Source organism: Sphingomonas sp., assembly GCF_035555815.1.
Lineage (GTDB): Bacteria > Pseudomonadota > Alphaproteobacteria > Sphingomonadales > Sphingomonadaceae > Sphingomonas.
The window spans coordinates 23,876-38,123 of record NZ_DATMGG010000230.1 but is presented as its reverse complement, the minus strand read 5'-3'; the positions used below and the strand labels follow the sequence as shown (position 1 = coordinate 38,123).

The 14,248-nt window shown below is 68.1% G+C and carries 15 protein-coding genes; 10 read left to right on the top strand and 5 right to left on the bottom strand.

Annotated features, from left to right (window positions below; genetic code table 11):
* The 4 genes from VNR91_RS13300 to VNR91_RS13285 all read left to right on the top strand — a co-directional run.
* Positions 1-386: CopD family protein (locus VNR91_RS13300; protein ID WP_325491252.1), on the top strand; the 386-nt coding region annotated here is incomplete at its 5' end.
* 216 nt (positions 387-602) lie between these two features.
* The gene (rho, locus tag VNR91_RS13295) at positions 603-1,859 is read left to right on the top strand and encodes a transcription termination factor Rho (protein WP_325491251.1); all 1,257 of its coding nucleotides are present in this window, start codon (positions 603-605) and stop codon (positions 1,857-1,859) included.
* Between the two features lie 48 nt (positions 1,860-1,907).
* Entirely contained in the window at positions 1,908-2,555 is a 648-nt protein-coding gene (locus tag VNR91_RS13290; protein WP_325491250.1) for a YjbE family putative metal transport protein, read from the top strand.
* A 27-nt stretch (positions 2,556-2,582) separates the two neighbouring features.
* Positions 2,583-3,233, top strand: coding sequence for a TerC family protein (locus tag VNR91_RS13285; RefSeq protein WP_325491249.1), 651 nt, complete (start codon positions 2,583-2,585; stop codon positions 3,231-3,233).
* A gap of 45 nt (positions 3,234-3,278) precedes the next feature.
* Here VNR91_RS13285 and VNR91_RS13280 read toward each other — a convergent pair whose 3' ends face one another.
* Positions 3,279-3,974 (bottom strand): dienelactone hydrolase family protein, encoded by a 696-nt coding sequence (locus VNR91_RS13280; RefSeq protein WP_325491248.1) that lies wholly within the window; start codon positions 3,972-3,974, stop codon positions 3,279-3,281.
* Complete coding sequence (locus VNR91_RS13275) at positions 3,971-4,447, bottom strand: methylated-DNA--[protein]-cysteine S-methyltransferase (RefSeq protein WP_325491254.1); 477 nt, start codon at positions 4,445-4,447, stop codon at positions 3,971-3,973. Before VNR91_RS13275 ends, VNR91_RS13280 begins: the two co-directional genes overlap by 4 nt.
* A 31-nt stretch (positions 4,448-4,478) precedes the next feature.
* On the opposite strand from VNR91_RS13275, the gene VNR91_RS13270 reads away from it, so the two are divergent.
* Genes VNR91_RS13270 through VNR91_RS13245 form a run of 6 tightly spaced genes read left to right on the top strand, consistent with a single transcriptional unit; the run spans position 4,479 to position 10,206 of the window.
* A complete protein-coding gene (locus VNR91_RS13270; RefSeq protein WP_325491247.1) occupies positions 4,479-4,724 on the top strand; it encodes a DUF6489 family protein in 246 nt (81 codons plus the stop codon).
* Complete coding sequence (gene mnmE / locus VNR91_RS13265) at positions 4,721-5,998, top strand: tRNA uridine-5-carboxymethylaminomethyl(34) synthesis GTPase MnmE (protein WP_325491246.1); 1,278 nt, start codon at positions 4,721-4,723, stop codon at positions 5,996-5,998. Before VNR91_RS13270 ends, mnmE begins: the two co-directional genes overlap by 4 nt.
* A 45-nt stretch (positions 5,999-6,043) precedes the next feature.
* On the top strand, positions 6,044-7,882 hold the full coding sequence (gene mnmG, locus VNR91_RS13260; protein ID WP_325491245.1) for a tRNA uridine-5-carboxymethylaminomethyl(34) synthesis enzyme MnmG: 1,839 nt from the start codon (positions 6,044-6,046) through the stop codon (positions 7,880-7,882).
* Positions 7,879-8,511, top strand: coding sequence for a 16S rRNA (guanine(527)-N(7))-methyltransferase RsmG (rsmG, locus tag VNR91_RS13255; protein ID WP_325491244.1), 633 nt, complete (start codon positions 7,879-7,881; stop codon positions 8,509-8,511). The genes mnmG and rsmG overlap by 4 nt, the downstream gene beginning before the upstream one ends.
* On the top strand, positions 8,508-9,287 hold the full coding sequence (locus VNR91_RS13250; RefSeq protein WP_325491243.1) for a ParA family protein: 780 nt from the start codon (positions 8,508-8,510) through the stop codon (positions 9,285-9,287). The genes rsmG and VNR91_RS13250 overlap by 4 nt, the downstream gene beginning before the upstream one ends.
* A gap of 10 nt (positions 9,288-9,297) precedes the next feature.
* A complete protein-coding gene (locus VNR91_RS13245; protein WP_325491242.1) occupies positions 9,298-10,206 on the top strand; it encodes a ParB/RepB/Spo0J family partition protein in 909 nt (302 codons plus the stop codon).
* 4 nt (positions 10,207-10,210) lie between these two features.
* Here the strand turns inward: VNR91_RS13245 and holA are convergent, their stop codons facing one another.
* From holA to leuS, 3 genes are read right to left on the bottom strand one after another with little or no spacing between them, the layout of a single operon-like run.
* A complete protein-coding gene (holA, locus tag VNR91_RS13240; RefSeq protein WP_325491241.1) occupies positions 10,211-11,233 on the bottom strand; it encodes a DNA polymerase III subunit delta in 1,023 nt (340 codons plus the stop codon).
* Entirely contained in the window at positions 11,230-11,733 is a 504-nt protein-coding gene (lptE, locus tag VNR91_RS13235) for an LPS assembly lipoprotein LptE (RefSeq protein WP_325491240.1), read from the bottom strand. The genes holA and lptE overlap by 4 nt, the downstream gene beginning before the upstream one ends.
* Entirely contained in the window at positions 11,730-14,225 is a 2,496-nt protein-coding gene (leuS, locus tag VNR91_RS13230) for a leucine--tRNA ligase (protein ID WP_325491239.1), read from the bottom strand. The genes lptE and leuS overlap by 4 nt, the downstream gene beginning before the upstream one ends.
* Positions 14,226-14,248: the final 23 nt, after the last annotated feature.

The window sequence follows — 14,248 nt, the reverse complement described above, 5'->3', positions numbered from 1 at the left end:
TGGCCGGGCTGTTCATGCTGCCGCGCTATCTGGTCCATCACCAGGACGCACTGGCCGATCCGGCGGAATCGGCGAAGTGGATCGAACGCGAGGGCAAGCTGCGCGCGATGATCCTGACGCCGTCGCTGATACTTGTCTGGGTGTTGGGGCTGATGCTGGCGGTCAATCTCGGCCTGTTCGACGGCGCGGCGGGGCTGGGCTGGCTCCATGCCAAGCTGCTGCTGGTGGTCGCACTGACGGGCTATCACGGCTGGGCGGTGGGCTATGCGCGCAAGCTGGCGCGCGGGCAGGCGACGCTGGCGACGCGGTCCTTGCGAATGATCAACGAGATCCCGGCGCTGGCGGTGACGCTGATCGTCATTCTCGTCGTCGTCCGGCCATTTTAGGCGATCACTTTCGGCGTGGCCGATCGTCCGGGCGAAACAGGGCGGAACGTTGACGCGTCCGCTTGACTTGCGGGGCTGCCATACCTAACTGACCGGCCTGTCGAGATACCGTTTCAGCGGACTCGGCTGCCTCCTCTCTTGCCAGCGCGCTCGCATTCCCCTGCCCATCAGCGCCCCGCAACACCACCTCCAAGATTCAGCCACCGGACGCCCGAAATGCACCTGAAGGACCTCAAGAAGAAATCGCCCGCCGAGCTGGTCAGCATGGCCGAGGAGCTGGGCATCGAGGGCGCATCGACGCTGCGCAAGCAGGACCTGATGTTCGCGATCCTCAAGGTCCAGGCCGAGAATGGCGAGCAGATCATGGGGCTCGGCACGATCGAGGTGTTGCCCGACGGCTTCGGTTTCCTGCGCAGCCCGGAGGCAAACTATCTCGCCGGCCCGGACGACATCTACATCTCGCCCAACCAGGTCCGCAAATTCGGCCTGCGCACCGGCGACACCGTCGAGGGCGAAGTCCGCGGGCCGAAGGACGGCGAACGCTATTTCGCGCTGACCAAGCTGATCTCGGTCAATTTCGATGATCCCGACGCGGTGCGGCATCGTGTCAACTTCGACAATCTGACGCCGCTCTATCCCGAGCAGAAGCTGACGCTCGACCAGCTCGATCCGACCCAGAAGGACAAGTCGGCGCGCGTGATCGACATCGTGTCGCCGCAGGGCAAGGGCCAGCGCACGCTGATCGTCGCCCCGCCGCGCGTCGGCAAGACGGTGATGCTGCAGAACATCGCCAAGGCGATCACCGACAACCACCCCGAGGTGTTCCTGATCGTGCTGCTGATCGACGAGCGGCCCGAGGAAGTCACCGACATGCAGCGTTCGGTGCGCGGCGAGGTGGTCTCCTCGACCTTTGACGAGCCGGCGACGCGCCACGTCCAGGTCGCCGAGATGGTGATCGAAAAGGCCAAGCGGCTGGTCGAGCACAAGAAGGACGTGGTGATCCTGCTCGATTCGATCACCCGCCTCGGCCGCGCCTACAACACCGTCGTCCCTTCTTCGGGCAAGGTGCTGACCGGCGGTGTCGACGCCAACGCGCTCCAGCGGCCGAAGCGCTTCTTCGGCGCCGCGCGCAACATCGAGGAAGGCGGCTCGCTGTCGATCATCGCCACCGCGCTGATCGATACCGGCAGCCGCATGGACGAGGTGATCTTCGAGGAATTCAAGGGCACCGGCAATTCCGAGATCGTTCTCGATCGCAAGGTGGCGGACAAGCGCATCTTCCCGGCGCTCGACGTCGGCAAGTCGGGCACCCGCAAGGAAGAGCTGCTGGTCGACAAGTCCAAGCTGTCGAAGATGTGGGTGCTGCGCCGCATCCTGATGCAGATGGGGACCATCGACGCGATGGAGTTCCTGCTCGACAAGATGAAGGATTCGAAGACCAACGAGGATTTCTTCGACTCGATGAACCAATAGGCGCCGCATCCGTTCGCCATCAGCCCGAACGGATCAGGTCCAGCGCCCATGTTCAACTTCGCCGATGTCTTCACTTCGACCGGGCTGGCGGTGCTGGCGCAGGTGGTGATGATCGACCTGACGCTGGCCGGCGACAATGTCGTGGTGCTGGGCACGCTGGCTGCGGGCCTGCCCGTCGCCGATCGCAAGCGGGTGCTGGCGATCGGGGTCGGGATCGCGCTGGTCTGCCTGATCGGTTTCGCGCTGATCGCGACGCGGCTGCTCCATATCGTCGGGCTGCTGTTCGCCGGCGGCGTGCTGCTGCTGTGGGTGGCGTGGAAGCTGTTCCGTGAACTCCGCCCCGCCGCGTCGGACGAGCCGGTCGACGATCCGGCGACCACGCAGATCGAGGGCAAGCCCGCCAGCCGCAGTTTCGCCGGGGCGATCGTATCGGTCGCGCTTGCCGACCTGTCGATGAGCCTCGACAACGTCCTCGCGGTGGCCGGCACCGCCCGCGATCATCCGACCGTGCTGTTCTTCGGACTGGCGCTGTCGGTGACGTTGATGGGGGTCGCGGCGAATTTCGTCGCGCAGCTGATCGAGCGCTATCGCTGGATCGTCTACATCGGGCTGGCGGTAATCCTCTACGTTGCCGGCAAGATGATCTATGACGGCATCGTCGATCCCGAGGTGGGGTTGGCGATCATCTTTCGCTGATGCAGGCGGGAAGGGAATGACCCGGTCGTGACCGAGCTGTGGAACTATATCCTCGCCGATTTCTCCAACCTGGGGTCGCCCGCGGCTCTGGCGGCGTTTGGTCAGGTGCTGATGATCGACATCATGCTGGCCGGCGACAACGCCATCGTCGTCGGCGCACTGGCGGCGGGGCTGCCGGCGAACCAGCGCAAGCAGGTGATCCTGATCGGCATCATGGCCGCGCTGGTGCTGCGCATCGTCTTTGCGCTGGCGGTGACCCAGTTGATGCAGATCATCGGGCTGATCTTTGCCGGCGGGCTGCTGCTGCTGTGGGTGTCGTGGAAGATGTGGCGCGAGATCCGGCAGGGCAACCACGGCGACGACGAACTCGCCAGTCTCAAGCCCGCCAAGAGCTTTATCGGCGCGGCGTGGGCGGTGGCGGTCGCCGATGTGTCGATGAGCCTCGACAATGTGCTGGCGGTGGCCGGGGCGGCGCGCGAGCACCCCGGCATCCTGATCGTCGGCCTGCTGCTGTCGGTCGCGCTGATGGGCATCGCCGCCAATCTGATCGCCAAATATATCGAGCGTTACCGCTGGATCGCCTATGTCGGGCTGGTGGTGATCCTCTATGTCGCGGTCAAGATGATCTACGAGGGCTTCGTCGACCGGCAGGTCGGGCTGTTGCAGTTCTTCACCTGACCGCGCCCGCGCTCCGACAAAGGGCGGAGCGCGCGGCCGAACCTCCTAGCCGAGGTGATCGGCGAAGAACTGGCGCGTCGCCGCGTCGGCGCGCTCTGCCGCCTCGGGGGACCGCCGGTCGCCGACTTCCGTGGCGAAGCCATGGTCCTCGCCCGGATAGTCGATCAGCGTGACCTTCGGTTGATCGTCCAGCCCGGCATGCATCGCCGCCTGCACCTCTGCGCTGACGAAATGGTCGGCGCCGGCGATGTGCAGCAGCAGCGGGTTGGCGATGGCGTGCTTTTCGCCCAGCAACCCGTCGATGCCGACCGCGTAATAGCCGACGCTGGCGTCGATATCGGTGCGCGCGGCGGTCATGTACGCCAGCCGCCCGCCCAGGCAATAGCCGACGCAGCCGACCTTGCCGCTGCTGACCTCGGCCCGCGCCCAGCGGATCGTCGCCTCGATATCGCGGATGCCGGCGTCCTGGTTGAACTTGCCGAACAGGCCGAGCGCCTCCTGCATCTGTGCGGGCACGTCGGGATCCAGGACGATGTCCGGCGCGATCCGCCAGAACAGGTCGGGCGCCACCGCCAGATAGCCGTCGGCGGCGAGATTGTCGCATTTCTGCCGGATGCCGAGGTTCACGCCGAAGATTTCCTGGATCACCACGATCGCCGCGCGCGGCGTGCCGGAGGGGCGGGCGACATAGGCTGAAAATTGGCCCGCGCCGTCAATCGCTGCGATCGTGACCGTCGTCATGTCCGTCTCCCGTGGCTGGCTTCATGGTCGAGCAGCCACCGCTTGGTGGCGACTCCGTCGCCCGCCGAATAATGGCCGAGCCCGTCCGCGCCAAGCACGCGATGGCACGGAACCACGATTGGAAAGGGGTTGCGCGCGCAAAGCTGGCCGATCGCGCGCGGGCCCGAATCGAGCGCGCGGGCGAGCGCCCCGTAACTGCGCGTTTCGCCATAGCCGATCGCGATCAATCCATCCCTAAGTATTTGTCCACGCGGCGTTTTCGCTGCCGCCAGCGCGATATCGAATTGTTGCAGTGCACCATCGAACCACGCCTCGAGTTGTTCGGCGGCGGCGATCACCGCCGGCGTATCGGGACGGAGCGGCGTCATGCGTTCGCGCTCGATCGCGATGCGGTGGATCAGTTGGTCGTCGCCCTCGATCCGCACCGTGCCGACGGGCGTTGCGATCAGGGCGGTGTCGCGCGCATAAGGCATGGGCGACACGCTAGCACGGGGACGGACGCCCATGAAGATCAACGTCGAGATCGATTGCACCCCGGAGGAAGCCCGGGCCGCGATCGGCCTGCCCGACCTCACGCCGCTCCACGATCGCTATGTCGCGATGATGATGGAGGCGATGCACGGCAGCGCGCCGCCCGAGATGATCGAATCGATGATGAAGAACTGGGCGCCGATGGGCGAGGCGGGGCTGAGCCTGTGGCGCGCGATGTTCGAAGGCGGCGGGCGGCCGGGCGGCAAAGCGGGGGGATGAGCGAGACGATCTTCGCGCTGTCGAGCGGGGCGCCGCCGGCAGCGATCGCGATCATGCGGGTGAGCGGCCCGGCCGCCTTCATCGCCGCCGAGGCGCTGGCGGGCACGCTGCCGCCGCCGCGCGCCGCCGGGCTGCGATCGTTGCGCGATCCGGCGGACGGGCAATTGCTCGACCGGGCGATCGTGTTGATCTTTCCCGGTCCCGACAGCGCGACGGGGGAGGATCTGGCCGAGCTTCATCTCCATGGCGGCCGCGCCGTCGTTCGCGCGGTCGATGCCGCGCTGGCTGTGTTGCCGGGGCTACGCGCTGCCGAGCCGGGCGAGTTCACCCGCCGCGCACTGACCAACGGCCGCATCGACCTGACCGAAGCCGAGGGGCTCGCCGACCTGCTCGGTGCTGAGACCGAGGCGCAGCGCCGTGCCGCGATCGCCAGCGCGGACGGCGGGCTGCGGCGGCTGGTCGAGCGATGGACGCGGCGCGCGGTCGCGCTGGCGGCGCGGATAGAGGCGGCCATCGATCATGACGACGAAGGCGACGTCGATACGGCGGCGATCGTCGACCCGGTCCGCGCCGAGGCGGCCGCGCTGGCCGACGAGATCGATGCGGTGCTGGCGCGGCCGCCGGCCGAGCGGCTGCATCACGGAATCCGCGTCGTGCTGGCCGGGCCGCCCAACAGCGGCAAATCGACCCTGCTCAACGCGATGGCGGGTCGGGAGGCGGCGATCGTCTCCCCGATCGCCGGCACCACCCGCGACAAGATCGAGGCGGCAGTGGTGCGGCGTGGCGTGGCGTGGCTGCTGACCGACACCGCCGGGCTGGTCGACGAGTCGCCCGATCCGATCGAGGCGATCGGTGTGGCCCGCGCGCGTGAGGCGGCCGCCGTCGCCGATATCGTGATCTGGCTGGGCGACGATCCGCCGCCCGATCCGGCGATGATCGCGATCCACGCGCGCGCCGACACTCGTGCTGCCCGGGCCGATCGCCCGGCGGTGTCGGCCGCGACGGGTGCGGGTATGGAGGCGCTCTGGGATATTCTGACGGCGCGCGCGGGCGGATTGCTGCCATCGCCCAACGTGATCGCGCTCAACCGCCGACAGGGCGCGCTCGCGGCGGAAGCGGCACGCGCGTTGGCGGTCGCCGGCGCCGAATGCGATCCGTTGCTGGTCGCCGAGGAATTGCGTTATGCGCTGGCCCGGTTCGATCGCCTGACCGGTCGGGCAGGGGTGGAGAATGTGCTCGACGATCTGTTCGGGCGCTTCTGCATCGGCAAATGACGTTTCACGTGGAACACACGCCCCCGAAAGACTAGATCGCTTGGCATGAGCAATTTCGATGTCATCGTCGTCGGCGGCGGTCACGCCGGAACCGAGGCCGCCGCCGCGGCCGCGCGGCGCGGCGCACGGGTCGCGCTGGTGACGTTCGACGCGCGCGCGATCGGGGCGATGTCGTGCAATCCAGCGATCGGGGGGATCGGCAAGGGCCATCTGGTCCGAGAGGTCGATGCGTTCGACGGGCTGATCGCGCGCGCGGCCGATCAGGCCGCGATCCATTATCGGATGCTCAACCGCAGCAAGGGGCTGGCGGTGCGCGGGCCGCGCGTTCAGGCTGACCGCCGGCGCTACGCGGCGGCGATTCAGGCGATGCTGTCGGAGCAGGAATCGCTGACGATTGTCGAGGGGGAGGCGGCCGAGCTGGTCGTCGACAAGGGCCGTATCGCCGGGCTGATGCTTGGTGACGGCGCACGCTTGTCCGCACCGGCGGTGATTCTCGCTACCGGCACCTTCCTGGCCGGACGCATCTTTCGCGGCGAGGAACGGGGCGAGGGCGGCCGGATCGACGAGCGCGCGGCGACGCGCCTCGGTGTCCAGTTGCGCGCGCTGGGGTTGCCGATGGCACGGCTCAAGACCGGTACGCCGCCGCGTCTCGACGGGCGCACGATCGACTGGGGCGCACTTCCCGAACAGCCTTCGGACGTCGATCCGTGGACGATGTCGCCGCTGACCGGCCGCCGGCAGCTGCCGCAACTCGCCTGCGCGGTCACGCGCACCACCGCCGCGACGCACGATATCATCCGCGGCGGGCTCGATCGCTCGCCGCTGTTCGGCGGCGATATCGCCGGGGTCGGCCCGCGTTACTGTCCGTCGATCGAGGACAAGGTCCACCGCTTCGGCGACCGTGACGGGCACCAGATCTTCCTCGAGCCGGAGGGCCTCGATGATGCGCTGGTCTATCCCAACGGCATCTCGACATCCTTGCCAACCGACGTCCAGGCCGCGATGGTCGCGTCGATTCCGGGGCTGGAGGCCGCGCGGATCGTCACGCCCGGCTATGCCGTCGAATATGACCATGTCGATCCGCGTGCGCTCGATCACCGGCTGATGCTGGGCGCGCTGCCGGGGCTGTTCTGCGCGGGGCAGATCAACGGCACCACCGGCTATGAGGAAGCCGCGGGGCAGGGGTTGATCGCCGGACTCAATGCCGCCGCCCACGCCCGGTCGCTGGCGCCGGTGACGCTCGATCGCGGCGACAGCTATCTGGGGGTGATGATCGACGATCTCGTCCTCCAGGGCGTGACCGAACCCTATCGGATGCTGACCGCGCGCGCCGAGCATCGCTTGCGGCTGCGCGCCGACAATGCCGAGACGCGGTTGGGGACGATGGCCGAGGCGGCGGGATGCGTCGGGCCGGAACGCCGCCGCCATCTCGAACACCGTCGGAGCGCACGCGCCGTGCTTGATAGTCGCTTCGCCGAACGATTTACCGCGTCGGAACTGGCGGCGCGCGGCCAGAGCGTGGCACAGGACGGTGCCCGCCGGTCGGTCGCCGAGTGGCTGCGATTCGATGCCGTCGATCTGGAGTCGCTGCTGCCGGGGATCGGCAGGGAGAGCGACCCGGTCCTGCTCGCGGAGGCGATCGAGGATGCGCGTTATGCGCCCTATCTTGAACGGCAGGCGGCGGAAGTGGCATCGGCGAAGCGGGAAGGGGACACGCCGCTGCCCGCCGATTTCGCCTTCGCCGCGGTGCGCGGCCTTTCGAACGAGATGGTCGAGCGGTTATCGGCGGCGCGGCCCGAAACGCTGGGGGCCGCCGCGCGCGTTCGTGGCGTGTCGCCCGCCGCGCTGTCGGCGATTTTGCTTCACGTGAAACGCGCGGCATGACCGAGGAGGAGGCGCACGCCTGGATCGTCGCCCGTTTCGGCGAAGACGCGCACGACCGCCTCTCGCGCTATGCGGCGCTGCTGACCGAGGAGGCGGCGCGGCAGAACCTGATCGCCGCATCGACGCTGCCGACCTTGTGGAGCCGTCACATCGTCGATTCGGCGCAGTTGCTCGATCATGCGCCGGTGCCGGTGGGGGCGCGGCGATGGATCGATATCGGGTCGGGCGCCGGCCTGCCGGGGCTGGTGATCGCGCTGGCGAGTGACTGGCGGGTCAGGCTGGTCGAGCCACGGCGGTTGCGGGTGGCGTTCCTGGACCATTGCATCGCCGCGCTTGGGCTGGGCGACCGGGTGAGCGTGGCGGCGGCCAAGGTCGAAGCGGTCGAACGGGACGGCGTGGCGGCGGCGGTGATCTCCGCCCGCGCGGTCGCCGCGCTGCCGCGATTGATCGCTTCCGCCGTGCATCTGGCCGACGCGGACACGATCTGGCTGCTGCCAAAGGGCGCCGGGGCGCAATCCGAGGTGGCGGATGCGCGACGTTCATGGCAAGGTGTGTTCCACGTGAAACCGAGCGCCGTCGATCCCGCATCGGGCATCGTCCTCGCCAGCCGAATTGCACGCCGACGATGATCTGCATCACCATCGCGAACCAGAAGGGCGGGGTCGGCAAGACGACCACCGCGATCAATGTCGGCACCGCGCTGGCGGCGACGGGCTCTCGGGTGCTGGTGATCGACCTCGATCCGCAGGGCAACGCCTCGACCGGGCTGGGCATTGCCCGCGCCGATCGTGCGCGATCGAGCTACGACCTGTTGATCGGAGAGACCGATCTGCAATCGGTCGCGATTCCGACGCGGGTGCCGCGGCTCGATATCGTGCCGGCGACGGTCGACCTGTCGGGCGCGGAGATCGAACTTGTCGAATTCGATGCGCGGACCCACCGGCTCGACGCGGCGCTTCGCCGCAGCGAGGCGCGCTGGGACGTGGTGCTGATCGACTGCCCGCCGTCGCTTGGCCTGCTGACGATCAACGCGATGGTGGCGTCGGATGCGCTGCTGGTGCCGCTGCAATGCGAATTCTTTGCCCTGGAGGGTCTTAGCCAGCTGCTGTCGACGGTCGAGCGCATCCGTTCACGCTTCAATCCGGGCCTGTCGATCCTGGGCGTGGTGCTGACGATGTATGATCGCCGCAACCGGCTGACCGATCAGGTGTCCGACGATGTGCGCGCGGTGCTGGGCAAGGTGGTGTTCGATACGGTGATCCCGCGCAACGTCCGCCTGTCCGAAGCGCCCAGCCACGGGATGCCAGCGTTGATCTACGATCATCGCTGCTCGGGGTCGGAAGCCTATATCGCACTCGCCCGCGAGGTGATCGGCCGCCTTCCCAAGATCGCCAAGGCCGCATGAGGGGCCCCGCATGACCGATTCCGTCACCCCCATCCGCAAGCAGCGCCCCGGCCTCGGCCGCGGCCTCAGTGCATTGCTCGGCGATGTGCCGGAGCCGGCGAGCGAGGGCGCGGCGGGGGAAGGCGGCGGTGTGCGGATGATGGCGGTCAGCGCCCTGTCGCCGCATCCCGACCAGCCACGCCGCCGGTTTGATGAGGATGCGCTGGAGGATCTCGCCCGGTCGATCGCCGAACGCGGCGTGCTGCTGCCGCTTCTGGTTCGCCCGCATGGCAAGGATTACCAGATTGTCGCCGGCGAACGCCGCTGGCGCGCGGCGCAGCGGGCGCGGCTGCACGAAGTACCGGTCATCGTCCGCGAGATCAGCGACGCCGAGACGATGGAATTGGCGCTGGTCGAGAATATCCAGCGCGAGGACCTCAACGCGATCGAAGAGGCCGACGCCTATCGCAAGCTGATCGACCAGTTCGGCCACACCCAGGAGGCGCTGGCGCGGCTGGTGCATAAATCGCGCAGCCACATATCCAACCTGTTGAGATTGCTTGATCTTCCTCCGCCGGTCCGCGAGATGCTGGTCGATGGCCGGCTGGAGATGGGCCACGCCCGCGCACTGATCGGCGCGCCCGATCCCGCCGCGCTGGCGCAACGGGTCGTCGATGGCGGGCTGAGTGTCCGTGAGGTCGAGCGACTGGCGCGCGAGGCCAAGCCTGCGGCGAAGGGCAGGGACGCCCGGAGGGGATCAGGCGGTGGCGCAGGCGCACGCAACGCCGATATCGAGGCGCTTGAACGCCAGCTGGGAGACCTGCTCGGGCTGCGCGTCAACATCGCGCATGGCGACAAGGGCGGGACGCTGACTCTGGGCTATTCGACGCTCGATCAACTCGACATGATCTGCCAGCGGCTGAGCGGCGAACGGATCTGATTCGTCAGTGCCGCGCGGCGGCGCGGGCGACCGATACGACGTCGTGCGCCGCGCTGATCGCACCGGCGGTCGCCCCGCCGGCCATCACCGCACGCTCGGCACGGCGAACCCGCTCGATCGCGGCGGCGATCCGCGGCGCGTTCCAGCGTCCTAATGCTTTGATCGTGCTGGATTTTTCTTTCCAGAAAACGCGATGCTGTTCTACAACGCGGTCGGGCGGGACACCGTCGTCGACCTCGCCGCGCATCTCGGCGAGCGCGATCAGCCGTCGCGCCAGCGCGCGCAGCATTGGAATTTCCATGCCCGCGCCGGCCAATGCCGCCAGCTCCGGGCCAAGCCGACCAGGCTGGCCATCGATCACCGTCGCGATCGCCACCGCCATTTCAGCCTCGTCGAAATTCGCGCCGACCGCCGCCAGCGCCGCGTCGTCGGCATCCTTGGGCCGATCGGGGGCGGCGTCGAGATAGAGCGCGAGCTTCTCGATCTCACGGGTCAGCACCGCGCGATCGCCACCGGCAGCGGCAAACATCGTCGCGGCGGTCTCACCGATCAGCCGCAGGCCGTGTTCGCGCGCGATTCCCGCCGCCAGTCTGGCGGCGTCGTTGCCCTCGGGCTGATAGCAGGCGAGCACCATCGCCCCCGGCGCGGCGATCGCCTGCTTGACCAGCTTGCCGGTGGCGCGCGCGCCGGTGGCGATCGCGATCACCGGATTGCCGGCGGCCGGCGCGTCGAGCAGCAATTGCACCGCCTCCGCCGATTCCTCGCCCATCGCGGTGACGCGCACGTAACGGCGGTCGCCGAACAGTGACAGCGACGCCGCCTCGTCCGCCAGCCGGCCAGGCTGCGCCTTGAGCATCGCGCCATCCAGATCGACCCGCTCGGCCTGGCCTAGCGCGCGGTGAAGGCGTTCGGCATATTCCATCGCCCCGGCCTCATCCGGTCCGTGGAGCAGGAACAGGCGGATGTCGCCGCCCCCTCCGCCGGCCCGATCGATCGCCGCGCCGATCTGGCCGGCGTTGACCTTCATTGTTGTGGGGTCCGCGCGGCGTAGAGCGCCAGCCGCGCGACGATCTGGTCGGCGACGATCCCCGCCAGCCGCTCGAGCGCGGTCTGTTCGGCGGCGATGGTGGCATATTCGGAGCCGACCACGTCGACGCCCGCGTCCGATCCGGCGGTGGCGTCGAGCACCACCGTTCCGGTCGAGAGATCGACCAGCTGATAGCGCGCGCGCAATGTCCGCCGTTCGCGCGTGATCGAATCGTCGCGGCGCACGCCCAGCCCGGTGATGCTGTCATCGAGCCGCACCTCCAGCCGGTAGCGTGGCGTACCGCCCGATACCGCGGAGAACCGATCGTTCAGTTCCTTGGCGACCAGCCAGCCGTCCTGGCCTTCGATCGGGGCGACCTGCACGCTCGACAGCATCGCGCGCGGTGCGCTGTCGACGCCACCATAGAGCGGACGGAGGCCGCATCCCGAAAGCGCGGCCAACAGGAGCGCCGGCGCGAGCAGGGCCGCCGCAGTCTTCATGCGACCAGATTGACCAGACGATCGGGCACCACGATCACCTTTTTGGGTGGCTTGCCATCCAACATCCGCAGGACATTCTCCGACGCCAGCGCGGCAGCCTCGACGACGTCTTTCGGCGTTCCCTTGGGCATCGTCAGCGTGTCGCGCAGCTTGCCGTTGACCTGTACCGCGATCGTCACCTGATCGTCGACCAGCAATGCGGGATCGACCGCCGGCCAATCGGCGTCGGCGACCAGCCCGCCTTCGCCCAGCGTCGCCCAGGCTTCCTCGGCCAGGTGTGGCGTCATCGGCGCGACCAGCCGCACCAATGTCGCCACCGCCGCGGTGCGCGACGCCGACGGCGCGGCGCGCTCGATCGCGTTGACCAGTTCGTACAGCTTGGCGACCGCCTTGTTGAACGCCAGTGCCTCGATACCCTCGGCGACCCCGGCGATGGTGCGGTGAAGCTTGCGTTCAAGATCGACGTCGGCGCCCTCGGCCGGTTCGGACGCGCTGCCGACCAGCCGCCACAGCCGCTGGACGAAGCGCCACGATCCCTCGATCCCCGATTCGCTCCACGGCAGGTCGCGCTCGGGCGGCGAATCGGACAGCATGAACCACCGCACCGCGTCCGCGCCATACTGGTCGACGATCGGGCTGGGATCGACGGTGTTCTTCTTCGATTTCGACATCTTCTCGACGCGGCCGACAGTTACCGGCGCTCCGGTCGCGATCACCTTTCCGTCGGCGACGTCCTCGGGCGCCAGCCACGCGCCGGCGGGATCCTGATAGGTCTCATGCGTCACCATGCCCTGCGTGAACAGACCGGCGAACGGTTCGGCGATGTCGAGCTTGCCGATCCGGCGCAGCGCCCGCGTCCAGAAGCGCGCATAGAGCAGGTGGAGGATCGCGTGCTCGACCCCGCCGATATACTGCCCGACCGGCAGCCATTGCTCGGCGACCGCCCGGTCGAACGGCTGGTCGCCCGGCTGGCTGGCGAAGCGGATGAAATACCACGACGAATTGACGAAGGTATCGAGCGTGTCGGTCTCGCGTCGCGCCTTGCCGCCGCAGCTCGGGCAATCGACATGCTTCCACGTCGGATGGCGATCGAGCGGGTTGCCCGGCACGTCGAAGCTGACGTCGTCCGGCAGCACCACCGGCAACTGGTCGCGCGGCACCGGCACCGCGCCGCATGCCTCGCAATGGATGATCGGGATCGGCGTGCCCCAGTAGCGCTGGCGACTGATTCCCCAGTCGCGCAGGCGCCATACGGTGGTGCCGGTGCCCCAGCCGCCGGCTTCGGCGCGCGCGATCACTTCGCGCTTGGCGTCGACCACGTCCATGCCGTCCAGGAAGTGCGAGTTCACCAGCGTGCCGGGGCCGCTATAGGCCTCGCCGTCGTGGAAATCAGGCGCGGTCTTGTCGCCGTCAGACACCACGCGGCGGATCGGCAGGCCGTATTTGGTGGCGAATTCGAAGTCGCGCTGGTCGTGCGCCGGCACGCCGAACACCGCGCCGGTGCCATAGTCCATCAGCACGAAATTGGCGATGTAGACCGGCAATTCCCACGCCGGATCAAAGGGATGCGCCGCACGCAGCCCGGTGTCGTAGCCGAGCTTCTCCTGCGTCTCGATCTCGGCCGCGCTGGTGCCGCCCGCCTTGCACCGCTCGATGAAGGTGGCGACCTCGGCATTGTCCGCCGCCAGGGCCTGGGCGATCGGATGGTCGGCGGCGATCGCGACGAAGCTGGAGCCGAAGATCGTGTCGGGCCGGGTGGTGAACACCTCGACATTGCCGCCGTCGCTCAGACCGAAGCGAAAGCGCAGCCCCTGGCTCTTGCCGATCCAGTTGGCCTGCATCAGCTTGACCTTGTCGGGCCAGTGCTCGAGCGAATCGAGGCCGTCGAGCAGCTCGTCGGCGAAGTCGGTGATCTTCAGGAACCACTGGTTGAGCTTGCGCCGCTCGACCGTCGCGCCCGAACGCCAGCCCTTGCCGTCGATCACCTGTTCGTTGGCCAGCACGGTCATGTCGACCGGGTCCCAGTTGACCGCGCTTTCCTTGCGGTCGACCAGCCCGCCGGCGAGCAGGTCGAGGAACAGCGCCTGTTCGTGCCCGTAATAGCTCGGGTCGCAGGTGGCGAATTCGCGCGTCCAGTCGAGCGCGAAGCCGAGCCGCTTCAACTGCGCCTTCATCGCCGCGATGTTCTGATAGGTCCAGGCGCCGGGGTGGACGCCCTTTTCCATCGCCGCGTTCTCCGCCGGCATGCCGAAGGCGTCCCAGCCCATCGGGTGGAGCACTTCCATGCCGCGCATCCGGCGATAGCGGGCCAGCACGTCGCCCATCGTATAGTTGCGGACGTGCCCCATGTGGATCTTCCCCGACGGATAGGGAAACATCTCAAGCACATAGCTTTTCGGCCGGGGCGACGAATCGTCGGCGGCGAAGGTGCGGCGTTCGTCCCACACCGCCTGCCACGCCGCATCGGCCTTCAGCGCGTTGAAGCGCGACATTGTCGGTCTAACTCCGTAGGTTA

Bases quoted from the DNA above. Each gene is read 5' to 3' on its own strand.
- rho (WP_325491251.1), top strand. From the start codon at position 603: ATGCACCTGAAGGACCTCAAGAAGAAATCGCCCGCCGAGCTGGTCAGC.
- VNR91_RS13290 (WP_325491250.1), top strand. From the start codon at position 1,908: ATGTTCAACTTCGCCGATGTCTTCACTTCGACCGGGCTGGCGGTGCTG.
- VNR91_RS13280 (WP_325491248.1), bottom strand. From the start codon at position 3,974: ATGACGACGGTCACGATCGCAGCGATTGACGGCGCGGGCCAATTTTCA.
- VNR91_RS13275 (WP_325491254.1), bottom strand. From the start codon at position 4,447: ATGCCTTATGCGCGCGACACCGCCCTGATCGCAACGCCCGTCGGCACG.
- VNR91_RS13270 (WP_325491247.1), top strand. From the start codon at position 4,479: ATGAAGATCAACGTCGAGATCGATTGCACCCCGGAGGAAGCCCGGGCC.
- mnmE (WP_325491246.1), top strand. From the start codon at position 4,721: ATGAGCGAGACGATCTTCGCGCTGTCGAGCGGGGCGCCGCCGGCAGCG.
- mnmG (WP_325491245.1), top strand. From the start codon at position 6,044: ATGAGCAATTTCGATGTCATCGTCGTCGGCGGCGGTCACGCCGGAACC.
- rsmG (WP_325491244.1), top strand. From the start codon at position 7,879: ATGACCGAGGAGGAGGCGCACGCCTGGATCGTCGCCCGTTTCGGCGAA.
- VNR91_RS13250 (WP_325491243.1), top strand. From the start codon at position 8,508: ATGATCTGCATCACCATCGCGAACCAGAAGGGCGGGGTCGGCAAGACG.
- VNR91_RS13245 (WP_325491242.1), top strand. From the start codon at position 9,298: ATGACCGATTCCGTCACCCCCATCCGCAAGCAGCGCCCCGGCCTCGGC.
- holA (WP_325491241.1), bottom strand. From the start codon at position 11,233: ATGAAGGTCAACGCCGGCCAGATCGGCGCGGCGATCGATCGGGCCGGC.
- lptE (WP_325491240.1), bottom strand. From the start codon at position 11,733: ATGAAGACTGCGGCGGCCCTGCTCGCGCCGGCGCTCCTGTTGGCCGCG.
- leuS (WP_325491239.1), bottom strand. From the start codon at position 14,225: ATGTCGCGCTTCAACGCGCTGAAGGCCGATGCGGCGTGGCAGGCGGTG.